Annotated in this window: 18 protein-coding genes and 1 tRNA gene; 5 read left to right on the top strand and 14 right to left on the bottom strand. The window is 56.9% G+C overall.

Going from position 1 to position 23,109, the window contains the following annotated elements:
- The first annotated feature begins 74 nt into the window (after positions 1 to 74).
- Positions 75 to 287, top strand: coding sequence for a ribosome modulation factor (gene rmf / locus QPL98_RS16285; RefSeq protein ID WP_011784548.1), 213 nt, complete (start codon positions 75 to 77; stop codon positions 285 to 287).
- A gap of 174 nt (positions 288 to 461) precedes the next feature.
- On the opposite strand, the gene QPL98_RS16280 is transcribed toward rmf, so the two are convergent.
- Positions 462 to 1,484, bottom strand: a complete 1,023-nt coding sequence (locus tag QPL98_RS16280) for a quinone-dependent dihydroorotate dehydrogenase (RefSeq protein WP_303293622.1) — start codon at positions 1,482 to 1,484, stop codon at positions 462 to 464.
- Between the two features lie 404 nt (positions 1,485 to 1,888).
- On the opposite strand from QPL98_RS16280, the gene QPL98_RS16275 reads away from it, so the two are divergent.
- Complete coding sequence (locus QPL98_RS16275; RefSeq protein WP_014421812.1) at positions 1,889 to 3,052, top strand: cation diffusion facilitator family transporter; 1,164 nt, start codon at positions 1,889 to 1,891, stop codon at positions 3,050 to 3,052.
- Between the two features lie 9 nt (positions 3,053 to 3,061).
- On the opposite strand, the gene QPL98_RS16270 is transcribed toward QPL98_RS16275, so the two are convergent.
- The gene (locus QPL98_RS16270; protein ID WP_014421813.1) at positions 3,062 to 4,561 is read right to left on the bottom strand and encodes a RimK family protein; all 1,500 of its coding nucleotides are present in this window, start codon (positions 4,559 to 4,561) and stop codon (positions 3,062 to 3,064) included.
- A 202-nt stretch (positions 4,562 to 4,763) separates the two neighbouring features.
- On the opposite strand from QPL98_RS16270, the gene rimI reads away from it, so the two are divergent.
- The gene (gene rimI / locus QPL98_RS16265; protein WP_011784544.1) at positions 4,764 to 5,879 is read left to right on the top strand and encodes a ribosomal protein S18-alanine N-acetyltransferase; all 1,116 of its coding nucleotides are present in this window, start codon (positions 4,764 to 4,766) and stop codon (positions 5,877 to 5,879) included.
- On the opposite strand, the gene uvrB is transcribed toward rimI, so the two are convergent.
- Positions 5,880 to 7,937 carry an excinuclease ABC subunit UvrB gene (uvrB, locus tag QPL98_RS16260; protein WP_303293621.1) on the bottom strand — a complete coding sequence of 686 codons (2,058 nt, stop codon included), beginning with the start codon at positions 7,935 to 7,937 and terminating at the stop codon, positions 5,880 to 5,882.
- 193 nt (positions 7,938 to 8,130) lie between these two features.
- On the opposite strand from uvrB, the gene QPL98_RS16255 reads away from it, so the two are divergent.
- The gene (locus tag QPL98_RS16255; protein ID WP_199451793.1) at positions 8,131 to 9,315 is read left to right on the top strand and encodes a pyridoxal phosphate-dependent aminotransferase; all 1,185 of its coding nucleotides are present in this window, start codon (positions 8,131 to 8,133) and stop codon (positions 9,313 to 9,315) included.
- A gap of 70 nt (positions 9,316 to 9,385) precedes the next feature.
- Positions 9,386 to 9,461: transfer RNA gene (locus QPL98_RS16250), tRNA-Asn, on the top strand.
- Positions 9,462 to 9,697: 236 nt separating this feature from the next.
- Here QPL98_RS16250 and pyrF read toward each other — a convergent pair.
- The 11 genes from pyrF to gyrA all read right to left on the bottom strand — a co-directional run bounded on the left by pyrF (position 9,698) and on the right by gyrA (position 23,065).
- Positions 9,698 to 10,408, bottom strand: coding sequence for an orotidine-5'-phosphate decarboxylase (gene pyrF / locus QPL98_RS16245; protein ID WP_303293620.1), 711 nt, complete (start codon positions 10,406 to 10,408; stop codon positions 9,698 to 9,700).
- 47 nt (positions 10,409 to 10,455) lie between these two features.
- Positions 10,456 to 11,628: a lipopolysaccharide assembly protein LapB gene (lapB, locus tag QPL98_RS16240; RefSeq protein WP_303293619.1), complete on the bottom strand. Its 1,173-nt coding sequence runs from the start codon at positions 11,626 to 11,628 to the stop codon at positions 10,456 to 10,458.
- Positions 11,628 to 11,930, bottom strand: a complete 303-nt coding sequence (locus tag QPL98_RS16235; RefSeq protein WP_011784539.1) for a LapA family protein — start codon at positions 11,928 to 11,930, stop codon at positions 11,628 to 11,630. Before QPL98_RS16235 ends, lapB begins: the two co-directional genes overlap by 1 nt.
- Positions 11,931 to 12,001: 71 nt before the next feature.
- Positions 12,002 to 12,298: an integration host factor subunit beta gene (locus tag QPL98_RS16230; RefSeq protein ID WP_011784538.1), complete on the bottom strand. Its 297-nt coding sequence runs from the start codon at positions 12,296 to 12,298 to the stop codon at positions 12,002 to 12,004.
- A gap of 132 nt (positions 12,299 to 12,430) precedes the next feature.
- Positions 12,431 to 14,122 carry a 30S ribosomal protein S1 gene (rpsA, locus tag QPL98_RS16225; RefSeq protein ID WP_011784537.1) on the bottom strand — a complete coding sequence of 564 codons (1,692 nt, stop codon included), beginning with the start codon at positions 14,120 to 14,122 and terminating at the stop codon, positions 12,431 to 12,433.
- A 129-nt stretch (positions 14,123 to 14,251) separates the two neighbouring features.
- Positions 14,252 to 14,932 carry a (d)CMP kinase gene (cmk, locus tag QPL98_RS16220; RefSeq protein ID WP_303293618.1) on the bottom strand — a complete coding sequence of 227 codons (681 nt, stop codon included), beginning with the start codon at positions 14,930 to 14,932 and terminating at the stop codon, positions 14,252 to 14,254.
- The gene (locus QPL98_RS16215) at positions 14,932 to 17,160 is read right to left on the bottom strand and encodes a bifunctional prephenate dehydrogenase/3-phosphoshikimate 1-carboxyvinyltransferase (RefSeq protein WP_303293617.1); all 2,229 of its coding nucleotides are present in this window, start codon (positions 17,158 to 17,160) and stop codon (positions 14,932 to 14,934) included. The genes cmk and QPL98_RS16215 overlap by 1 nt, the downstream gene beginning before the upstream one ends.
- A gap of 1 nt (position 17,161) precedes the next feature.
- Entirely contained in the window at positions 17,162 to 18,286 is a 1,125-nt protein-coding gene (hisC, locus tag QPL98_RS16210) for a histidinol-phosphate transaminase (protein ID WP_023008144.1), read from the bottom strand.
- Between the two features lie 29 nt (positions 18,287 to 18,315).
- A complete protein-coding gene (gene pheA, locus QPL98_RS16205) occupies positions 18,316 to 19,413 on the bottom strand; it encodes a prephenate dehydratase (RefSeq protein WP_011784533.1) in 1,098 nt (365 codons plus the stop codon).
- A 2-nt stretch (positions 19,414 to 19,415) separates the two neighbouring features.
- Positions 19,416 to 20,498 carry a 3-phosphoserine/phosphohydroxythreonine transaminase gene (serC, locus tag QPL98_RS16200; RefSeq protein ID WP_303293616.1) on the bottom strand — a complete coding sequence of 361 codons (1,083 nt, stop codon included), beginning with the start codon at positions 20,496 to 20,498 and terminating at the stop codon, positions 19,416 to 19,418.
- Positions 20,495 to 23,065, bottom strand: a complete 2,571-nt coding sequence (gyrA, locus tag QPL98_RS16195; RefSeq protein WP_014421825.1) for a DNA gyrase subunit A — start codon at positions 23,063 to 23,065, stop codon at positions 20,495 to 20,497. The genes serC and gyrA overlap by 4 nt, the downstream gene beginning before the upstream one ends.
- Between the last annotated feature and the right edge of the window lie 44 nt (positions 23,066 to 23,109).

Here is a 23,109-nt window from a genome sequence, read left to right as displayed (position 1 = left end):
GAGAGGCTCCCGACTGCCAAGGTCACTGCAGATGTGTACACGCTTGTTCTGTTAATCCATCAGTGAGGAACGGCATGAAAAGACAGAAGAGAGACATGTACGCTCGTGCATTCAAGCGGGGTTATCTCGCTGGCGTGTCCGGCAAATCCAAAGACAGCTGCCCGTTAGAACAACCGGAAGTCCGCCAGGAATGGCTGAACGGGTGGCGAGAAGGCCGCACAGATAACTGGGAGGGCATGACCGGCGTCTCCGGCATCCATAAACTGGCCAACGTAACCGCAACGTAATGGCCAACCCCGTTTAACCCTGATCTGTTTTTTTCAATTTTTACGCACAAATCACAATCAGAGCAGTAACCAGAGCAACCCAAACGGGGCCTCCCGCCCCGTACCATGCGAAGAAGCGCTACGGGGTTTATTCCCCGCAAGGGCCCGCTCAGCGGGCCCACCTTCTTTCTGGCCTCAGCTGATTTCTTTCCGGATTGCTTCCACAGCTTCGTTGATCAACGACGGGCCTCGATAAATAAACCCGGTATAGATCTGCACCAGCTTTGCGCCTGCGCGAATCTTCTCTGCCGCACTGTCGCCATCCGTGATGCCGCCCACGCCAATAATCGGCAGCCGATCGCCCAGCTCAGCATACAGCCCCTGAATCACTTTCACAGACGCTTCCCGTACCGGTGCACCGCTGAGACCGCCCGCCTCCCGCTCGTGAGCGTGCCCCTTCACCGCCTCCCGGCTGATCGTGGTGTTGGTGGCAATCACACCATCCAGGCCAGCTTCGAGCAATGCTGCAGCCACAAAGCGAATGCCCTGCTCATCCATATCCGGGGCGATCTTTACAGCCACCGGCACATAGCGGCCATGCTTTTGCTCACACGCTGCCTGCTCTTCCTTTATGGCGTGCAAAAGCTGCTTGAGCGAATCGCCAAACTGCAGATCCCGGAGGCCCGGCGTATTGGGAGAAGATACATTAACGGTGATGTAGTCGGCATAGGGGTAAACAGCCGCTATTCCTTTACGGTAGTCCTGTTCAGACTGCTCATTCGGGGTGTCTTTGTTCTTGCCGACATTAATGCCCAGTACGCCCCGGTAACGGCGGTGGCGGACATTGGTAATGAGGTGTTCCAGGCCTTCATTATTGAACCCCATGCGGTTAATGATGGCCTGGTGCTCCGGCAACCGGAACATTCGGGGTTTTGGATTACCGGGCTGTGCCAGAGGCGTAACAGTGCCCACTTCGATAAACCCGAAACCAAGAGCACCAAGAGCATCAATGTGGTCGGCGTTTTTGTCCAGCCCAGCAGCCAATCCAACCGGATTCGGGAATTCCAGGCCCATCACGTTTACCGGGCAAGGCTCCGGCTGTCGGGTAAATGTATTCAGGATGCCCAGTTTTTGAGCAACATCCAGGCTGCCAAGGGCAACATTATGGGCCCGCTCCGGTGGCAATCGGAACAGCAGGTTTCTCAGAAGGCCGTACATCGTCAAACTCCTTTCTCCGGGTGGCAGGAGTATACCGAAAGTTTTCCACACCATCTTGTGTAAACCCCAATTAGTCCCGAATACCCCGCCCTGTATAGCCTCCCGACGCTTTTCCACGGAATCTGTGGATAACCCTGTTGAAAATTGCCGAGCAAGCGCCCCGACCCCTTGATAACTGCGCCAGCCTACAAATTGATCATTTTTTGATCAGTTATTTTCCCTTTATTTATCAATAGCTTAAATAGATAAAATTATCATTTGACGGCTTTGGTAACAAAATGCTAACGGGTAACCAATTCGTCATGATGTGCATAAATCGATCACAGCCAGGCCATTAATTCCACCCATTTCTACGTTTAATCCCGTTATACTGCCCTCATCGCGAAAAGCCCGGAGTGAATCCAATGGAACAGCCTGATCAACCCAGCCAGCAGCGCCAGAATAATCTCGAATCCGAGAAGCATGCGGCGACCCGGGTCACGATCATTGGCATGATTCTCGATGCCGTTCTGGGCATCATAAAAGTCATTGGCGGCACTCTTTTTAATTCCCAGGCGCTACTGGTGGATGGTATCCATTCATTTACCGATGTGGCATCGGATTGGGTGGTTCTGGCGGTCATGCGTCTGTCCCGTAAGGAGCCAGATGCGGACCATCCTTACGGACACCAGCGAATCGAAACCCTCGGCACTCTGGTACTGGGCAGCATTCTTATTGCCGTGGGCGCGGCCCTGGCCTGGGAGAACATTCTCAGGCTCCTGTCCGGTGAAGCGCAGCTGGTTCCGGGCTGGCCAGTGCTGGTAGCGGCCGCGGCCTCGGTAGCAGGCAAGGAATGGATCTACCGTTATACTCGCCATGTTGGCATGAAAATCCGCTCAGACCTGATCATTGCCAACGCCTGGCACAGCCGTACCGATGCATTTTCGTCAGTGGTCGTTCTGGTATCTACCATCGGTGCCATGCTGGGTTTCGTCTGGCTCGACGTGGTAGCCGCCGTCCTCATTGCAGCCATCATTGTGCACATCGGCTGGAAATTCACCTGGGACAGCGTGAAAGAACTGGTCGATACAGGTCTGTCCGAAGATGATACCCGGATGTTGAAAACCATTGCCCTGGAAACGGATGGCGTGCGAAATGTTCATGAACTGCGCAGCCGGCGGATGGGGCACGACATCCTGCTGGACGTACACCTGGTAGTTCGCCCGGAAATCAGCGTTTCCGAAGGGCATCAGATTGGTATGAAGGTGGTCACGGGCATGCGGGATGCCCTGGAGAACATTCGGGACATCAACTTCCATATCGACGCCGAGAATGATGAAAAAGTGCCCCACGCCACCGACCCGGGGCTACCCGATCGCGAAGCACTTCGTCGCCTGCTGACAGAGAAGCTGGGAGAGCTACCACCACAAAGCCGGCTCCGGCTTCATTACCTCAAGAATCGCATCCACCTGGAAATCTTCCTGGATGAAAACCATTCCGGGCCACACCTGACCACGGAACAGGTTCGAGCGGTTCTGGCAGACTACCCCTGGTTTGGCAGCGTCCGGGTCTGGGTCGCTGCCAACTGACGCGCCGGTTTAACGGCGCCGGTTCTCCTCCATGCGCGACAGAAATTCCTGCATCACCAGGGTATACAGCTCTCCGCCCAGAAACTTGTCTTCCACACCCGAGTCGATACTCGGGTTGTCATTCACTTCAATCACCGCCACCCGATTCCCGGCTTGTTTGATGTCGACACCGTAAAGCCCATTACCGATCAACCGGGTCGAATTCAATGCCGCCTGGATGACATTGCGAGGCACCTCGTAGGTGGGCATGGTTTCAAAACCGCCACTTTCCACTGTGGCACCACCGTGCTGGTAAATCTGCCAGTGACCTTTCACCATCAGATATTTACAGGCATAGATGGCCCGGCCGCCAAGCACACCAATACGCCAATCGTAATCCGTGTAGAAGTACTCCTGAGCCAATACCAACGCAGACTGTTTGAACAGGTCTTTCAGCCCTGCCCGAAGTTCCTTTTCGTCCTTGGCTTTGATCACACCACGGGAAAAGGCGCCATCCGGAATTTTGATGACCACAGGAAAGCCCAGTTCATTACTCACCTGCTGTACCGCATCCTTCTGATCCTTTGAAAGGATCAGCGTTTTCGGTGTTGGCACCTTGTTGTTTTTAAGCAGGTCCGCCAGAAACACCTTGTTGGTACAACGCAGAATCGACACCGGGTCGTCAATTACCACCATCCCCTCGGCCTCTGCCTTGCGAGCAAACCGATAGGTGTGGTGATCAATAGCGGTGGTTTCACGAATAAACAGACCATCATATTCTGGCAGGCGCATGTAATCCCGGCGGGTAATGCGCTCCACGTTAATTCCCAGCTTTCTGCCAGCACGCTCAAAACGCTTCAGAGCCATCTCATCGCTCGGAGGCAACTCTTCCTCCGGGTTCACCAGCATAGCCAGATCAAAACGGTAGCGGCGACGGGTGCGGGGTTTTCGCCAGATCATGCTGCTGAAGCGATCCAGGGCGGCCGCGAACAAATCCTGCTCGCGCTCGTCAAGATCCGCCGGTGCCGCCGGCTTCATGGTTTCGATCTGCCATTGTTTGCGGTGACGGAACACCACTTCCAGAATCGGGCACGGAAACCGCTCGAACAGGGCACGGGCCACGGGCTTCAGGTCTGGATGTTCGGCCTGGCCAAAATAGGTTCGGATTCGTACTTCATGGGTGGCGTCCCGGTCATCGGTGGCGGGATCGATTTCGGAGGCTGATTTTTCCAGCCACTGGATGACACTGCTGTCCAGCTCTTCGAGTTCAAGCGAAAACAGTCCCTTCCGGCTCAGGTCGTTGAGCGTCATAACCGATGGCACCACGTGGTGCCCGCGCGCTTCCGCAAGCAACGAACAGTAGTAGCCCCGGCTCAGATACCTGGCACTCTGACACAGGTTTATCACCCGCACGCGGCTGTTAACCGGGGCGGTAAACTGAAGGTATTGATCGAAAGTAAGCACGTCTTCGCTGGGGTAGTACGGTGCCCAGTCTTTGGCGCGATCTACAACGATGAGCAATCGGGACATAAAGCGGCATTCCTCCCTGAAGGTAGAGCCTGATAATTCCGGCAACAATACGCCCCATCCCCTTGCCAGACAATCGCCTGAAGATGCGTGCTTTTACGCATCATCCGCTGCTATGACGGGATGGCATCTGTCTACCATAATAGCGGCAATGAGCGTGCCCGCCAGGCGCTACCTTTTTTTGTTTAACCGGGTTCACCAGACCATGACCGATGTAATGCTCCGCCAAGCCCATGCCAGTGATCTGGATGCCCTCGTTCAGCTGGAGAACCGCTGTTTTACCGAGGACAGGATATCCCGGCGCAGCTTCCGCCGCTTTCTGGAGATGCCCAGGGACCGACTGGTTATCGCCGAACTGAACGGCGAACTGGTGGGCTACTGCCTGGTGCTGATGAATGCAGCCACCCGGCTGGCTCGGATTTACTCGATTGCAGTCTCACCCGTTGCCCGCGGCCGCGGTGTGGGTGAAAGACTGGTCCGTGAGGCGGAGAAGGAAGCGGTTGAGGCAGACCGTATCATCATGCGGCTGGAAGTGCGTGAAGACAACATCGGGGCCATTTCCCTGTATCGTCGGCTGGGATATCGGCAGTTTGGCACCTACCGGGACTACTACGAAGATCACGGCGATGCCTTGCGGTTCGAGCGACGGATTCTCTACTACGAGCCCTCTCGCGAATTTCTTCCGGTGCCCTATTACCCCCAGACCACCGAGTTCACCTGCGGTCCGTCTGCATTAATCATGGCGATGGCGGCCCTTGACGAACAGCAACCAGTAAGCACGCTGGAGGAGCTGAAAATCTGGCGTGAAGCCACCACCATCTTCATGCTGGCCGGGCATGGCGGTTGTGGCCCCCATGGGCTTGCGCTATCTGCCTGGCACCGGGGCTTCGAGGCCAGTGCCTGGATCAGCCAGGAAGGCGCGCTGTTCAAAGATACGGTCCGCAACGAAGATAAAAAGCGGGTACTGGAACTGGTGCACGAGGGGTTCCTGCACGATATCGGGCAGACTGAAATCCAGCTGCATCACGACCCGCTAACCCTGGAGGCAATGGAGAAGGCCCTGCATGACGGGCGCATCCCTGTCATCCTGATCAGCACCTGGCAACTGAACCGGAGCCGGGTGCCGCACTGGGTAACCGTATGTGCCATCGACGAGGATTTCGTGTACCTGCATGACCCGGAAATCGATACCGAGGAAGGGGAAACCGTGGCCGACAAGCAATACCTGCCCATCGACCGACGGGTATTCGACAAGATGTCGCGCTATGGCCGCAACCAGCCCCTGCAGGCGGCAGTGATTGTCGGCCCCAAACGCCACTGATCAGCCGGTCCGCAGGGCCGCTTCCTTCAGTTCCGAAATCTGATCCCGCAGGCGCGCCGCGGTCTCGAAATCCAGATCCGCGGCGGCTTTGTACATCTCGTCTTCCAGTTTCGCCACTTCCTTGAGGACATCTTCCGGCGAGCGATTGCCTACCTTTACGCGATAATCCTCGGCTTCTTCAGCAGCCTTCTGCCCGGGACGCTCCGCTTTGCGCCGGCCACGACCCCCGCCGCCCGCGGCACCCTCCATAATATCCGCGATCTTCTTGTTAAGACCGATGGGGGTAATACCATGCTCCTCGTTGTGTGCCATCTGCTTGGCACGACGACGCTCGGTCTCATCAATGGCCCGCTGCATGGAACCGGTGATCCTGTCGCCATACAGAATGGCCTTGCCGTTCACGTTACGGGCGGCCCGACCAATGGTCTGTATGAGCGAACGCTCTGAGCGCAGGAAGCCTTCTTTATCCGCATCCAGTATTGCCACCAGTGACACTTCCGGCATATCCAGCCCCTCCCGGAGCAGGTTGATGCCCACCAGCACGTCAAACTCGCCCCGCCGCAGATCCCGAATAATCTCTACTCGCTCCACGGTATCGATATCTGAATGCAGATAACGCACTCGGATGTCGTGCTCCATCAGGAAGTCGGTCAGATCCTCGGCCATGCGCTTGGTGAGCGTTGTGACCAGCACCCGCTCATTCACCCCGACGCGCTGGTGAATCTCGGACAGCAGATCGTCAACCTGGGTAGAGGCGGGCCGAACCTCAATCTCCGGGTCCAGCAGCCCGGTCGGTCGCACCACTTGCTCCACCACCTGGCCAGCATGCTCGGCCTCATAATTCCCCGGGGTGGCCGAGACAAAGATCATCTGGGGCGCAATTCGCTCCCACTCCTCAAACCGCATGGGGCGGTTGTCCAGTGCTGATGGCAGGCGGAAACCGTACTCCACCAGAGTTTCCTTACGTGACCGGTCGCCCTTGTACATGGCGCCAATCTGCGGGATGGTCACGTGGGACTCGTCCACTACCAGCAAAGCGTTGGGTGGCAGGTAGTCAAACAGTGTGGGTGGCGCTTCACCGGGGTTACGCCCGGAGAGATAGCGGGAGTAGTTCTCGATACCATTGCAGTAACCCAGCTCCAGCATCATCTCGATGTCGTAGCGGGTACGCTCCTCCAGCCGCTGAGCTTCCACCAGCCGGTTGTTATCCCGCAACTGCTGCAGCCGAACATCGAGCTCCTGCTTGATATGCTCGACCGCATCCAGCACGGTCTGCCGGGGCGTGACATAGTGGGACTTCGGGTAGATGGTCACCCGCGGCACCCGCCTGAGCACCTCTCCGGTAAGCGGGTCAAAATAGCTCAGGTTCTCCACTTCATCATCGAAAAGTTCGATGCGAATGGCTTCCTTCTCGGATTCTGCCGGGAAGACATCAATGACATCGCCCCGAACCCGATAATTGGCACGGTGGAACTCGATGTCATTGCGGGTGTACTGAAGTTCCGCCAGCCGGCGCAGGATATACCGTTGATCCATCTGGTCACCCCGGTCCAGGTGCAGCATCATTTTCAGATAGGACTGCGGATCACCCAGACCGTAGATGGAAGAAACCGTCGCGACAATGATGGCATCCGGCCGCTCCAGCAGAGCCTTGGTGGCCGACAGCCGCATCTGCTCAATGTGCTCATTGATGGAGGCGTCTTTTTCGATAAAGGTATCGGAAGACGGTACGTAGGCCTCTGGCTGGTAGTAATCGTAGTAGGAGACAAAGTACTCCACCGCGTTATCGGGGAAGAACTCCTTGAACTCGCCATAGAGCTGTGCCGCCAGGGTCTTGTTGTGGGCCATGATGATGGTTGGCCGCTGGACCTGCTGAACCACATTGGCAATCGTGAAAGTCTTGCCAGAACCGGTTACCCCGAGCAGGGTTTGATGGGCAAGCCCGGATTCAATGCCGTCAACCAGTCCCGCAATCGCTTTGGGCTGGTCACCAGCAGGTTGGTAGGGCGAATCAACGCGAAAGGCCCCTTCCCTTGCACTGGATGCTTTGTTGGCCATATCTGGCGTTTTAACCTCCGGACACCGGAAACGACGGAATATTTGCGTCGCATCCTCAAGAAATTTAGCGTTCTGGCAGCTTCATGATACCATCTGTGCGATCGACGGCTGGGTGAAAAATCAGCCAGTAACTTTGGCTCCAGTTGCCCGGCCGATCGCAGCCCAATAAGACGCAGCTTTAAGGAGCTCAAGTTTGGACCTTCAACTTTCCAGCCGAGTACAGGCGATCAAGCCTTCCCCAACCCTCGCAGTTACCAATAAAGCCGCTGAACTCCGTGCGGCCGGCCAGGACATTATTGGCCTCGGTGCTGGCGAGCCTGACTTCGACACCCCCGATCACATCAAACAGGCGGCTATCGACGCCATCAACAACGGCCAGACCAAGTACACTGCCGTGGATGGTACGCCCGCACTGAAGAAAGCGATTATTGCGAAGTTCAAACGGGACAACGGCCTGGAATACGAAGCCAACCAGATACTGGTAAGCAGTGGTGGCAAACAGAGCTTTTTCAACCTCGCCCTGGCAACATTGAATGAAGGCGACGAGGCCATCATTCCCGCACCCTACTGGGTTTCTTATCCGGACATGGTGCTGGTGGCCGAAGGCAAGCCGGTGATCATCGAGACCACCGCAGAGACTCGCTTCAAGATCACGCCGGAACAGCTGGAAAACGCCATTACTGAGCGCACCCGCCTGTTCGTGATCAACAGCCCGTCCAACCCCAGTGGCATGGCTTACACCATGGAAGAGCTGCAGGCCATCGGTGAGGTGCTTAAAAAGCACCCGAACATCATGGTCGCCACCGATGATATGTACGAGCCGATCCTGTGGACTGGCAAGCCGTTCTGCAACATCCTGAACGCCTGCCCGGAGCTTTATGATCGCACCTTCGTATTGAACGGTGTCTCCAAGGCCTACTCCATGACTGGCTGGCGCATCGGCTATGCCGCTGGCCCGGCAAAAATCATCGGTGCCATGAAGAAGATCCAGTCCCAGAGCACCTCCAACCCCTGCTCTATCTCCCAGGCCGCCGCAACAGCCGCACTGGACGGCGATCAGGCGTGCGTGGGCGAGATGGTCAAGGCTTTCAGGGAACGTCACGACTGGCTGGTAGCGGCCCTGAACAAGCTGCCTGGTGTGGACTGCCTGAACGGTGACGGCACGTTTTATGTCTTCCCGAGCTTCCAGGGTGCCATCGATGCCACTGACGGCGTGAGCACCGATGTCGAATTCGCCGAGAAGCTGCTGACCGAAGCCGGCGTGGCTCTGGTTCCGGGCTCTGCGTTTGGCTGCCCGGGGCACATGCGGCTGAGCTTTGCCACCAGCATGGATAACCTGCAGAAGGCGGTCGAGCGTTTGCAGAAGGCTCTTGGCTAAAATTTTAAGCTGAGGGGTTGACGGGGCGGTATGGCCAACATAATATACGCGCCTCGTCACACGACGACGTTCCCCGATAGCTCAGTTGGTAGAGCAACGGACTGTTAATCCGTTTGTCGCTGGTTCGAGCCCAGCTCGGGGAGCCACTATTTCGAAAGCCCGCTAGTTCTCTGAATTAGCGGGCTTTTTTCGTTAGACCTCGTATTCGTATAATCGCCTGCCGGGCACGGACGGGTGTCGCTCCCGAAAATGTCGGAGGCCATGGATGGCCGGAGAGAAGCGCACATGGATGTGCTTGTAGCGGTTTTCGGGAGCGACACCCGTCCGTGCCCTACCCGCCAAACCGGAAAGCTAGGGACAGGACCCGAAACGGGGGAGAAACTTAGACCGCTACGACCTCAGCGTGAATGGATTCCAAAGCAGCCAAGGGGTCCGGCGCCTGGGTAATCGGGCGACCAATCACCAGGTAGTCAGATCCAGCCTTAAGGGCATCGGTCGGGGTCATGATGCGTTGCTGGTCCCCTTTGTCTGCGGTCAGCGGTCGAATTCCCGGCGTGATCAGTTGGAAGTCACTGCCCTGCTCCGCTTTCAGACGCGGGGCTTCCTGAGCCGAGCAAACCACGCCGTCCAGGCCGCTGTTTTTGGTCAGGGTTGCCAGACGGGAAACATGGGCTTCTGCCGAACCGGTAATACCGATACCAGCAAGGTCCTCGTCAGACATGCTGGTCAATACAGTGACCGCAATCAGGAGCGGGCGGTCATTGCCGAACGCTTCCAGGCGTTCACGGCAGGCCACCATCATCTTCTCGCCGCCTGAGGCATGCACATTCACCATCCACACGCCCAGTTCCGCAGCTGCGACCACCGCGGCCGAGGTGGTATTAGGGATATCGTGAAATTTCAGATCCAGGAAGATATCGAATCCACGACTCTGGAGCGCTTTTACCAGATCCGGGCCTGAGCGCGTAAACAGTTCCTTGCCCACTTTCAGGCGGCATTTTGCCGGATCAAGCTGATCTGCCAGGGCCAAGGCGGGATTCTTGGAAGGAAAGTCGAGCGCGACGATGATTTTCGGGTCGTTCAGGTTTTGCACGTTCAGGTTCCTGGGTAGAAAGGTAATCGGGATGGGTCAAAGCGAGGTTATTCCGCCTCTACGCCCTGAATGGGACGCACGGTTTCCCACTGTTTGCAGCTTGGGCACAGCCAGTGTAACTGTTGGCCGGAGAATCCGCAGCTTACGCAACGATAGACCGGGCGGTTGGCGAGAATCAGGTGCCCTATTCTGCTGACAAGGCGCCCTTCATCGGTGGTCATGCCTTTTTCATAGCCCGCCATCTCCACCAACCGCAAAAGCCCTCGCACGGAGGGCCTGGTCTCCAGCTCCATGCGCAGTAGATCAATGGCCGCCGGCCGGCCGGAGGAACGCTCAACTGACTCCACCAGGGCCAGCAGCAAGCTGGTACTGGGATACTGCTCATAGAGCTTACGAAGCTTTTTATAAAGGCGTGAAACATCACCATGCTCACGCTCCAGCTTCATCAATCGGTCTATCGCTTCCGGACCGAACTCCGGATTCTGGTCGAAAATTTTCAGGGACTGGTTTGCCGCCTCCCGAAAATTGCCCTGCCGAATCTGGAGCTTCATCAGCAGCAGGGTTGCCCGCACACAGGAGCGGTCGTAATCCAGCGCTTCTTTCGCCAGCTTCTGCGCTGTCCAGCGGTCGTCGTTACGGCTCAGGGCGCCATCAGACAATTCGCAGGTAATGTAGGCCAGCGCTTTGAAGGTAGCAGGATCCGCATCACCACGAGTGAGGGTTTTTGCCACCTGGGCAGCTTTCTCCCACTCTCTCTCCTGCTGATAGAGCTCAATCAACGCAATGGCTGAGCGGCGCCCGTACTCGCGGTCGCCCATCAACTGGTGAAACAGTGCTTCGGCCCGGTCGAGCAATCCGGCGTTAAGGTAATCCATTGCCAGCTCCAGGGTAACCTGGGGCGAATAGCGGGCCGGGAGTTCAGGCCGGGCAAGCAGGTTCTGGTGAATCAGAATGGCGCGGTCTGTCTCTCCCTTGTTCCGGAAATGGCTGCCAATGGAGAGATGCAAGCTGACGGTGTCTTTGTTGACGGCAAGGGATTGAACGAAGTTCTCGACGGCCTGATCAGAGTAGTTGGTAAAGAGAAACTGCAGACGGTCCCGAACGGAATCCTCGTCCATAATGGCTCGGGAGGCGCGGCCAGAGCGGTTTCCGTATCGACCTACAGCCCAGCCAGCGGCAACGGCCGCCGTCAGAAGCAGCCACTGAAACAGCATGTCCATCAAAGTGCCCGGTCGTTTTGTGCCCTGGATTTTTCGAGTGCGTGCTCTGTCCGCTCAAGACGCTTCTGCAGATGACGGCGCGATACAGACGTCCGGACGGTAGCCATGGTAGTCACAAGCACCCCAACCAGCGCACCAATCACAAACGCCATGATGATCCAGACAGCAACGCCATGGGGCTGGGTTTCGAACAACAGGAAGTTGAGCGAGACCGCCATCTGATTATTCAGGGAAAACACCAGCGCCAGAAGAATCAGAACCAGAACCAGCAAGGTAATTAGGATCTTCCGCAGTCCTGCCATGTCTTAAGCGCTCCCAACGGGTCAGATGCCCGGTATGTGAGGTTTCGTGTGTTAATTGCCTTCTCGGGGCCTCAGAAACCTTTTTTCATGCTGTCGTTGACCTGCTCTCGCAGCTCTTTGCCGGGCTTGAAGTGCGGCACAAACTTGGCTGGCAGTTGCACGGCGTCTCCGGTTTTCGGGTTACGTCCGGTGCGGGCAGCCCGATGATGCAGGGAAAAACTGCCAAATCCACGGATCTCAATTCGCTGGCCGTCGGCAAGGGACTGAGACATATGCTCGATGATGCTTTTCACCGCGAGCTCAACATCCTTTACGGAGAGCTGAGTCTGCTTCGAAGCGATCAGTTCAACCAGTTCGGACTTCGTCATGAGGCTTTTCCCACTGTCGTTATTATTCCGCAGCAAATTACCGGGTTCCAATGCCTCTAGTTTAGCCAAACCAGAAAAAAACACAAAAAAAACGGGCTCTTAGAGCCCGTTTTTTTGACACCAACCGGAAACTTAGTCCTTGTTAGCGTTCTGCTGCTGCATCTGCTCCTTGATCAGGTCACCGATGGTGGTGGCACCTGAGGATTCTGCAGCCTTACTGCGTACGTTTTCCAGAGCCTGCTTGTCGTCCTCAACGTCTTTGGACTTGACAGACAGGTTGATCACGCGGTTCTTGCGATCGATGCTGATGATCTTCGCTTCAACTTCTTCGCCTTCCTTCAGAACGTTACGCGCGTCTTCTACGCGGTCACGGCTGATTTCAGAGGCTTTCAGTACCGCTTCAACTTCTTCGTTCAGGGCAATGGTGGCGCCTTTGGCGTCAACCGCAGATACGGTGCCCTTAACGATGGAGCCCTTGTCGTTCAGCTGAACGAACTCGGCAAACGGATCGCTTTCCAGCTGTTTGATGCCCAGGGAGATGCGCTCACGCTCTGGATCAACAGACAGGATAACGGTTTCAACTTCGTCGCCCTTCTTGTATTCGCGAACGGCTTCTTCGCCAGTCTCGTTCCAGCTGATGTCAGACAGGTGAACCAGACCATCGATGCCACCGTCCAGGCCGATGAAGATACCGAAGTCCGTGATGGACTTGATCTTGCCGGAGATACGGTCGCCCTTGTTGAAGTTGCTGGAGAAATCTTCCCACGGGTTGGCAACGCACTGCTTGATGCCCAGAGAGATACGACGACGCTCTTCGTCGATATCCAGGATCATCACTTCTACTTCGTCACCTACCTGAACAACCTTGGACGGATGGATGTTCTTGTTGGTCCAATCCATTTCGGATACGTGGACCAGACCTTCAACACCCTCTTCCAGCTCGGCAAAGCAGCCGTAGTCGGTCAGGTTGGTTACGCGAGCAGTAACCTTGGAACCTTCCGGGTAACGACCTTTGATGTCGACCCAGGGATCTTCGCCCAGCTGCTTCAGACCCAGAGACACACGGTTGCGCTCACGGTCAAACTTCAGGACTTTAACATTGATTTCGTCGCCCACATTCACGATTTCGCTCGGATGCTTGATGCGCTTCCAGGCCATATCAGTGATGTGCAGCAGGCCGTCAACACCGCCCAGGTCTACGAATGCACCGTAGTCGGTCAGGTTCTTGACGATACCCTTGATTTCCAGACCTTCGGTCAGGGTTTCCAGCAGAGCTTCACGCTGCTCGCTGTTTTCAGCTTCCAGAACGGCGCGGCGGGAAACAACCACGTTGTTACGCTTCTGGTCCAGCTTGATAACCTTGAATTCAAGCTCTTTGTTCTCCAGGTGCGCAGTGTCGCGAACCGGACGAACGTCTACCAGGGAACCCGGCAGGAAGGCACGGATGCCGGCCAGATCAACAGTGAAACCACCTTTGACCTTGCCATTGATAATACCCTTGACCACTTCTTCAGCTTCGAAGGACTTCTCGAGAACCTTCCACGCTTCAGCGCGCTTGGCCTTTTCACGGGACAGACGGGTTTCACCGAAACCGTCTTCAACTGCATCGAGAGCCACATCGACAACATCGCCGACAGCTACTTCCAACTCGCCTTTTTCGTTCAGGAACTGGGAGGCGGGGATAACGCCTTCGGACTTCAGTCCGGCGTTAACGGTGACCCAGTCGTTGTCGACGTCAACTACGGTTCCCTGGACGATGGAACCCGGTTGCATGTCAATTTCTTTTAGACTTTCTTCAAAAAGATCCGCAAAGCTCTCGCTCATTATGTGCCCTATATGATCAACGCAAGTGTGCTCCGTGTCACCAGCAACACGGTCTGTTAACGATGTCCGGAATCAGCCAGCGGCTGGCAGAGTACGCTGTTCCGGCATTTCAACGACAAAAAGGTGTAGTCAGGCCTGACCTGCTGCGGCCATACACCTGTCTAACACCTCTTCGATACTCAAACCCGTAGAATCAATGACTTGCGCATCATCTGCAGGCTTGAGGGGGGCCGCAGAACGGTTTATATCCCGCTCGTCACGTACCCGTATCTCCTCTAAAAGGGCGTCAATGTTAACATCGACACCTGCTTCCTTCAACTGATTGTAGCGCCTGCGGGCCCGCTCCTCGGCACTGGCGGTCAGGAAGATTTTGACCGGTGCATCCGGAAAGACCACCGTACCCATATCGCGGCCATCGGCCACCAGCCCGGGCGCCACCCGGAAATCCCGCTGGCGCTGCAATAAGGCATCGCGCACCGGTTGCATGACGGCGACTTTTGACGCGTTATCACCGCAGGTCTCGGTGCGGATTTCGGAGGTAACATCTTCCCCGGCCAACAGAACCTTCGCAGGCTCACCCGGAGGCGTCGGCATGAACGCAACATCGAGCCCTGCGGCAACCCGAACCAGTGCCGGCTCGTCGTCCAGCGCAACCCCCTGGCGGGCAGCCGCCAGGGCCGTCAGCCGATACAAGGCACCACTGTCGAGCAGATGCCAGCCCAGTTTGCGGGCCAACATCTGGGTAACGGTACCCTTGCCAGAACCGCCAGGGCCGTCAACCGTAATTACCGGTGCCTTGCTATCACTCATCAATCACTACCTTCTGCGTTAATTCGAATACCTGTCTGCAATGCCAGATCAACAAAACCCGGGAACGATGTGGCGACGTTGGCGCAATCGTTGATCCGGATAGGTCCGGTTGCGCGCAATGATGCCACCGCAAACGACATGGAAATGCGATGATCACCATGGCTTTCCACGGTACCGCCGCCTATTTCCTGGCCGCCATCTATAATGATGCCGTCGGGTGTCACGGTGGTCTCCACACCCAGAGCCGCGAGACCGTCCGCCATCACCTGGATACGATCACTCTCTTTCACCCGAAGTTCCTCGGCGCCGCGCAATACCGTGCGCCCTTCCGCACAGGCAGCGGCGATAAACAGTACCGGGAACTCGTCAATGGCCAGCGGCACCTGCTCTTCCGGAATGTCAATGCCCTTCAAGCGGGCTGACTGTACCCGAAGATCGGCTACCGGCTCTCCACCGATGACCTTCTCATTGAACACTTCAATGTTGGCACCCATCTGTTTCAGGATATTGATTACACCTACACGGGTGGGGTTCATGCCAACGTGGCGAAGCGTCAGGTCAGAATCTTCGGCAATACTGGCCGCCACCAGGAAAAACGCGGCCGAGGAAATATCAGCCGGCACATCAATGGCGCAAGCAGACAGTTTGCCTCCACCGGTGACACTGGCAGTCGCACCATCGCGGTGAACGTGGTAACCGAAACCCTCCAGCATGCGCTCGGTATGATCCCGGGTTGGCGCCGGCTCGGTCACCGAGGTAACACCCTCAGCGTAGAGTCCCGCCAGCAGCAGGCAGGATTTCACCTGGGCACTGGCCACCGGCATTTCGTAATGAATGCCCGTGAGTGCATGTCCACCCCGAATCTTCAACGGCGGCCGACCACCCTCACCGGTGTCGATGACCGCTCCCATGGCACGCAGTGGATCTGCCACGCGCCCCATAGGCCGCTTCGACAAACTGGCATCGCCCGTGAGCTCAGAATCGAAGGGCTGAGCGGCCAGCAATCCGGCAAACAGGCGCATGGCCGTACCCGAGTTACCCAGATACAACGGGCCACGGGGCGCCTGCAGGCCTTTCATACCGACGCCGTGAATGCGCACGAAGCCGTCATCCGGACCTTCGATGGTGACGCCCATATCCCGGAACGCCTGCAGGGTGGCAAGACTGTCCTCCCCCTCCAGGAAGCCCTTCACTTCGGTTGTCCCCTCAGCCAGGGCACCGAGCATGATGGAACGGTGAGACATGGACTTGTCGCCCGGAACCCGGATGTCACCTCTCACGGTGCCGCCCGGCTGCATTTGGAAAGTCACCTGTTTATCGCTGTTGTTAGTCACGTACGCCTGTCCTGAAAGCATTTTGGAAAAATGTTCCCGCGCCGCCTTGGCACGGCTGAAAACCCTGAGCAACGTGGCACCATCGCCACAGGCAATGGCAGCGCGGAGTTGATCCAGATCTTCGGTAAAATGGTCTATTACCCGGAGTACGGCATCCCGGTTGGAGAGAAAAATGTCGTGCCACATCACCGGATCGCTTGCGGCAATCCGGGTAAAATCACGGAACCCCCCTGCGGCATAGCGGAAGATATCCATATTCTCATCTTCGCCCGCCAGAGTGTCTACCAGCGAAAAAGCGATCAGGTGGGGTAAATGGCTGGTGGCCGCGAGCACCTCATCGTGATACCCCACCGACATGGTAAGCACGGTCGCACCGGCACCTTCCCAGACGGTCCGCAAACGATTCAGGCCATCTTGGTCGGCATTTTGCGACGGCGTCAGGATCACCTTGTGATTGGCAAAGAGATCGGTCCGGGCCGCACGAATACCGCTCTTCTCGGAACCGGCGATGGGATGGCCCGGTATCACCCAGGGTGGCAGTTCTCCGAATACCGCCTCCACATCGGCAACAAAACTGGACTTGGTACTGCCCACATCAGAAAGGATGGCGCCCTCTTCGATGACGGGCCGAATTTGTTCCAGCACCGCACGGGTGGCCCGCACCGGAACGGCCAACACCACCAGATCACTGCCCTTTACGGCCTGCTCGATGGAATCCGCAGCCTCGTCTATTACACCCAGTTCAACGCCGAGAGCCAGTTCATCCTGACGGGTATCAAAACCGGTCACCATTCCCGCAAGCTGTTGCGTGCGTATGGCGCTGGCCAGAGAACCGCCAATCAGCCCCAGGCCGATAACCGCAACCCGACGAAAAGGCGCACTCGGAACTGTCACTTCATGCCCCCAGCCCTGCTGACGCCAATGCCTCAGCCAGCGCATCAAGAAAACGTTCATTTTCTTGCGGAAGGCCGACCGATACACGCAGGTGCCGGGGCATGCCATAACCAGCGACGGGCCGAACAATCACGCCATGGGCCAACAAGGCCTGATAGATACCGGCGGCTGGCTCACCCACTTCCACGGCAATGAAGTTGCCTGCCGAAGGGATGTAGGAAAGCCCCATGCGATCGAAGCCTTCCGCCAGTTGTTGCAGGCCGGCTTCGTTCACCTCCCGGGATTTCTGCAGATAGGCCTCATCCTCAAGAACTGCTGTGGCCGCCGCCAGGGCAACGGTATCGACATTGAATGGCTGGCGAACCCGGTTCAGGATGTCAGCAATGGCCGGAGAACTGATGCTGTAGCCCACTCGCAACGCTGCAAGCCCCCACGCCTTGGAAAAGGTGCGGCAGACAATCAGGTTCGGGTATTTGTCCAGCAGTCGAATACCATCCGGGTACTCGTCACCAACAAGGTATTCGCAGTAGGCTTCATCCAGAACAATCAAAACCTGTTCAGGGATACGATCCAGAAACGCTTCAATCGCATCGGCGGTGTGCACGGTACCGGTGGGATTATTCGGATTAGCAACAAACACCAGCTTGGTGCGCTCGGTCACCGCATCGGCCATGGCATCCAGATCGTGCCCCCAGTCTTTTGCAGGCACCGCCACACCTCGGGCGCCAATCGCCTGGGTTACCAGCGGGTAAACCGCGAAGGCATACTGGGAGAACACCACTTCGCTATCAGAGTCGGCGAAACACCGGGCAATGACTTCCAGCACATCGTTGGAACCATTACCGAGGGTGATCTGGCTCATTTCCACGCCAAAGCGACGAGCCAGAGCCTGCTTCAGATCAAAGCCATTGCCGTCCGGGTACAGGCACATTTCATCGAGGGCATTTCGGGCGGCCGATACCGCTTTCTCACTCGGCCCAAGCGGGTTCTCATTGCTGGCCAGCTTGATGATCTCCGACGGATTCAATCCCAGCTCCCGGGCCAGCTCTTCAATCGGCTTGCCGGGCTGGTACGGAGACAGAGCCTGAACACCTTTTACCGCAAGACTCTGGTAATCCACTGCCATTGAACTCTCCTCAGGATCGACATTCGAAATCAAAGTACGCCGATGGGATAGGACCCCAGGCGCTTCAGCTCCACGGCTTCTTCATCAATTTCAGCCAGTACCTTGCTGATCCTGTCATCCTGCATGTGACCTTCGAAATCAATGTAGAAAACATAAGCCCAGGTGCCACTGGGCGAAGGCCGCGTTTCAATCCGTGTCAGACTGATGCCGTGACGGTGGAACGGCTCCAGCAGCTGATACAGAGCGCCCGGTTTGTTGCGCATGGAGACCAGAATCGAGGACTTGTCCTGGCCACTGGCCGGCACCTCTTCCCGCCCAATGATCAGGAAGCGGGTGGTATTGTCCGGGCGATCCTCAATGCTGTTAGCCAGCTTTTCCAGACCGTACAGCTCCGCCGCCATATCTCCGGCAATCGCCGCCGCGCCCGGCTCTTCAGCCGCGCGGCGCGCCGCCTCGGCATTGCTGGAAACGGTAATACGCTCAATACCGTAGCGATGTGTATCCAGCCACTGCCGGCACTGGGCGAACGACTGTTGATGGGAATAGATGCGGGTAATTTCCTCATCCTTGTGCTTCGGCGATACCAGCAGATGATGATGAATGCGAAGCTGCACCTCACCGCAGATTTTCAACGGCGAAGACATGAACATATCCAGGGTGTGATTGATCATACCCTCAGTGGAATTCTCCACCGGCACCACACCGTAATGCGCCGCACCGGACTCCACCTCGCGGAATACCGCATCAATCGCGGGCAGCGGCACGCTGACGACAGAGTGGCCGAAGTGTTTGAGCGCCGCCGCCTGGGTGAAGGTGCCTACCGGGCCCAGGAAAGCAATATGCATGGGCTTTTCCAGCGCCAGGCAAGCCGACATGATCTCACGGAACAGCCGCGCCATTTCTTCAGCGGGCAAAGGCCCCGGGTTCTTTTCCTTGATCCGGCGCAGCACCTGAGCTTCGCGCTCAGGCCGGTAAAAGAATACATCCTCACCGGGATTGGCCGCCATTTTGACATGGGCCACTTCCTGCGCACATTTCGCCCGGGCACTGATCAGCTCCATGATCTGCTGATCGAGGGCGTCGATCTCCTCCCTTAATTCCCCCAGGCGGGTCTTCTCATCCGTCATGATCAGCCCCGCTCCTTCGCAAATTCCGCCATGTAGTCGATCAGGGCGTCGACACCTTCTTCCGGCATGGCGTTGTAGATGCTGGCACGCATACCACCGACGGAGCGATGCCCCTGCAGGTTGAGCAGATGCCGGGCTTCAGCGCCTTTCAGAAATTCAGCATTAAGCGCATCATCGGCCAGAGTGAACGGTACGTTCATCCAGGAGCGGAAGCGTGGTTCAATGGGGTTGGCGTAGAAATCGTTGGCATCAATGAAGCCATACAGCTTCTTTGCTTTCCGGGCGTTCATCTCGCCCATGGCTTGAACACCGCCCTGCTCTTTCAGCCACTTGAACACCAGCCCGGACAGGTACCAGGAATAGGTCGCCGGGGTGTTGTACATGGAGCCGTTATCGGCAATGACCTGATAATTCATCATGGTCGGTGTCTCTTTCCGGGCCTTACCCAGGAGATCCTTACGGATAATCACCACCACCAGGCCCGAGGGGCCGATGTTCTTCTGGGCACCGGCATAGATCAGGCCGAATTTGCTAATATCCAGCGGCCGGGACAGCATAGTGGAAGACATATCCGCCACCAGCGGTACATCGCCGCTGTCTGGAATAAAGTCGTATTCCAGACCACCAATGGTTTCATTCGGCGTGTAATGCAGGTAAGCGGCATCGGCGCTGGTATTCCAGCCGGACTGATCCGGAATGGTGGTAAACCCGCTGTCTTCAGAGCTGGCGACGACATTCACATTGCCGTAGCGCTTGGCTTCGGCAATGGCCTTTTTCGACCAGATACCGGTGTTCACATAATCGGCCGAGGTTTTGTCGCCAAGCAGATTCAGCGGAATGGTCGAAAACTGGCTGGAAGCTCCACCCTGCATGAAGAGTACGGCGTAATCATCTGAAATACCGGCCAATTCACGAAGATCCTTCTCAGCCGCTTCGGCGATGGCAACAAACTCATCGCTGCGATGGCTCATCTCCATCACTGACATGCCAGTGCCACGCCAATCGAGCATTTCGCTCTGGGCCTGCTTCAGCACAGCTTCCGGCAAGGTGGCCGGACCAGCACAGAAATTGAACGCCCTGCTCATTCTTCGGTTTCCTCGCCTTCCACTTCTTCTTCGTCATCGGATTCTGCAATCCGCTCCACGCCCACCAGGCGCTCATCTTCCTGGGCCAGACGGATCAGACGCACGCCCTGAGTATTCCGGCTCAGTACCGACACTTCATCGGTGCGGGTGCGCACCAGTGTGCCCTTGTCGGAGATCAGCATCATCTGGTCGCCATCAAACAGTTGCAGCGCAGTCACCAGATTACCGTTTCGCTCGGAGCACTGCATGGCGATAACGCCCTGACTGCCACGGCTGTAGGCCGGGAACTCATCAATGGCTGTGCGCTTGCCATAACCATGCTCACTGGCCGTCAGAATCACACCGCCTTCCTGCGGAATGATCAGGGACACGACATGGTGGCCTTCCGGCATCTTGATACCGCGGACACCACGAGCCGTCCTGCTCATCGGGCGAACCTGCTCTTCCTGGAAGCGCACCGCTTTACCGGCACTGGAAAACAGCATCACTTCGGCAGAACCATCGGTAATGGCGGCACCAATCAGGGTGTCACCCTCATCGAGATTCAGGGCAATCAGGCCACTGCTGCGCGGGCGCGAGAAGTTCGGCAGCGGTGTCTTCTTGACCACACCAGCCGAGGTGGCCATCAGCACAAACTGGTCTTCCGGGTAATCCCGCACCGGCAGGAAGGTGGTAATACGCTCTCCTTCGTCCAGCGGCAGGATGTTCACCATGGGCCGGCCACGGGACCCGCGGCTGCCACGGGGAATCTCGAATACCCGCAGCCAGTACACCTTACCCTTGTTGGAGAAGCACAGAATGGTGTCGTGGGAATTCGCAACCAGCAACTTCTCGATAAAGTCTTCGTCCTTCATCGACGTTGCCGCTTTACCCCGGCCACCACGGCGCTGGGCCTGGTAATCCTCAACGGCCTGGGTCTTGGCATAGCCACTGTGGGAAATAGTCACCACCAGATCTTCTTCGTCGATCAGGTCTGCAATGGTCAGGTCGCGACGGGAGCTGGTGATCTCGGTACGGCGCTCATCGCCATACTGGCTGACAATTTCTGCCAGTTCGTCACGAATCACCTGCATCAGACGCTCGGGGTCGCCCAGGATATCCAGCAGATCGGCAATCTTCTCCAGGATTTCCTTGTACTCGTTCTGGAGCTTTTCGGTTTCCAGACCGGTCAGGCGGTGCAGTCGCAGATCCAGAATCGCCTGGGCCTGCTCCGGCGACAGGTGGTACAGGCCTTCTCGGAGGCCATAAATCTCCGGCAAATCATCCGGGCGGCAAGCATCTTCACCTGCACGCTCCAACATCGCGAGTACGTCGCCAGGCGCCCAGCCCTTGTCCATCAGCTTTTCTTTCGCTTCTGCAGCAGAGGGCGACTGTTTGATCAACTCGATGATTTCATCAATGTTGGCCAGGGCAACGGTGAGACCTTCCAGAATATGGCCCCGCTCACGAGCCTTGCGCAGCTCATAGATAGTGCGGCGGGTGACCACTTCCCGACGATGGCGCACAAACGCATCGAGCATTTCTTTCAGGTTCAGGGTCTTGGGCTCGCCGTTGATCAGCGCCACCATGTTGATACCGAACACGGTTTCCAGCTGGGTCTGGGCGAACAGATTGTTGATGATCACATCCGGGTTCTCGCCCCGGCGCAATTCGATCACAACCCGGATACCTTCCTTGTTCGATTCATCACGCAGCTCAGAGATACCTTCCAGACGCTTTTCTTTCACCAGTTCCGCGATCTTCTCGATCAGACGGGCCTTGTTCAGCTGGTAAGGCAGCTCGGTGATGATGATGGATTCGCGGCCGGTTTTCTTGTCCTGCTCAATCTCGTGGCGGGCACGGATATAAATGCGGCCACGTCCTGTGCGGTAGGCTTCCACGATACCGGCACGGCCATTGATGATGCCCTGGGTGGGGAAGTCCGGGCCCGGGATGAATTCCATCAGCTCATCGACCGTGAGATCCGGGTTATCGATCAGTGCCAGGCAGCCGTTCACCACTTCCGTCAGGTTGTGGGGCGGAATGTTGGTGGCCATACCCACGGCAATACCGGAGGAGCCGTTCACCAGCAAATTGGGCACACGGGTCGGCAGGACTTCCGGAATACGTTCGGTGCCGTCGTAGTTGTCTACGTAATCGACGGTTTCCTTGTCGAGATCCGCCAGCAGCGAATGGGCGATCTTCTCCATGCGGATTTCGGTGTAACGCATGGCGGCGGCATTGTCGCCGTCAATGGAACCGAAGTTACCCTGGCCGTCTACCAGCGGGTAGCGCAGGGAGAATGGCTGAGCCATTCGAACGATGGTGTCGTATACCGCAGAGTCACCGTGGGGGTGATATTTACCGATAACGTCACCCACCACACGGGCAGACTTCTTGTAGGCCTTGTTCCAGTCGTTACCCAACTCGGACATGGCGAACAGTACCCGGCGGTGTACCGGCTTCAGGCCGTCCCGGACATCGGGTAATGCCCGGCCAACGATAACGCTCATGGCGTAGTCGAGGTAGGACTGTTTCAACTCGTCTTCAATATTGACCGGCAGGATCTCTTTGGCTAACTCACCCATCGAGAAAGGTTCCTTTGCGTTATCTGGAAGTCGTTCCGGGGCCG

Origin of the sequence: Marinobacter sp. ST-43 (assembly GCF_030541085.1) — a bacterium.
In the GTDB taxonomy this organism is placed as follows: domain Bacteria; phylum Pseudomonadota; class Gammaproteobacteria; order Pseudomonadales; family Oleiphilaceae; genus Marinobacter; species Marinobacter nauticus.
The sequence above is the reverse complement of the archived record's forward strand: the minus strand, read 5'-3'. Positions and strand labels throughout refer to the sequence as shown.

Bases quoted from the DNA above. Each gene is read 5' to 3' on its own strand.
- cmk (WP_303293618.1), bottom strand. From the start codon at position 14,932: ATGAGTGATAGCAAGGCACCGGTAATTACGGTTGACGGCCCTGGCGGT.
- QPL98_RS16280 (WP_303293622.1), bottom strand. From the start codon at position 1,484: ATGTACGGCCTTCTGAGAAACCTGCTGTTCCGATTGCCACCGGAGCGG.
- hisC (WP_023008144.1), bottom strand. From the start codon at position 18,286: ATGGCAGTGGATTACCAGAGTCTTGCGGTAAAAGGTGTTCAGGCTCTG.
- serC (WP_303293616.1), bottom strand. From the start codon at position 20,498: ATGAGCAGGGCGTTCAATTTCTGTGCTGGTCCGGCCACCTTGCCGGAA.
- QPL98_RS16275 (WP_014421812.1), top strand. From the start codon at position 1,889: ATGGAACAGCCTGATCAACCCAGCCAGCAGCGCCAGAATAATCTCGAA.
- rimI (WP_011784544.1), top strand. From the start codon at position 4,764: ATGACCGATGTAATGCTCCGCCAAGCCCATGCCAGTGATCTGGATGCC.
- lapB (WP_303293619.1), bottom strand. From the start codon at position 11,628: ATGGACATGCTGTTTCAGTGGCTGCTTCTGACGGCGGCCGTTGCCGCT.
- QPL98_RS16270 (WP_014421813.1), bottom strand. From the start codon at position 4,561: ATGTCCCGATTGCTCATCGTTGTAGATCGCGCCAAAGACTGGGCACCG.
- gyrA (WP_014421825.1), bottom strand. From the start codon at position 23,065: ATGGGTGAGTTAGCCAAAGAGATCCTGCCGGTCAATATTGAAGACGAG.
- QPL98_RS16230 (WP_011784538.1), bottom strand. From the start codon at position 12,298: ATGACGAAGTCCGAACTGGTTGAACTGATCGCTTCGAAGCAGACTCAG.
- uvrB (WP_303293621.1), bottom strand. From the start codon at position 7,937: ATGGCCAACAAAGCATCCAGTGCAAGGGAAGGGGCCTTTCGCGTTGAT.
- pheA (WP_011784533.1), bottom strand. From the start codon at position 19,413: ATGACGGATGAGAAGACCCGCCTGGGGGAATTAAGGGAGGAGATCGAC.
- rmf (WP_011784548.1), top strand. From the start codon at position 75: ATGAAAAGACAGAAGAGAGACATGTACGCTCGTGCATTCAAGCGGGGT.
- rpsA (WP_011784537.1), bottom strand. From the start codon at position 14,122: ATGAGCGAGAGCTTTGCGGATCTTTTTGAAGAAAGTCTAAAAGAAATT.
- QPL98_RS16235 (WP_011784539.1), bottom strand. From the start codon at position 11,930: ATGGCAGGACTGCGGAAGATCCTAATTACCTTGCTGGTTCTGGTTCTG.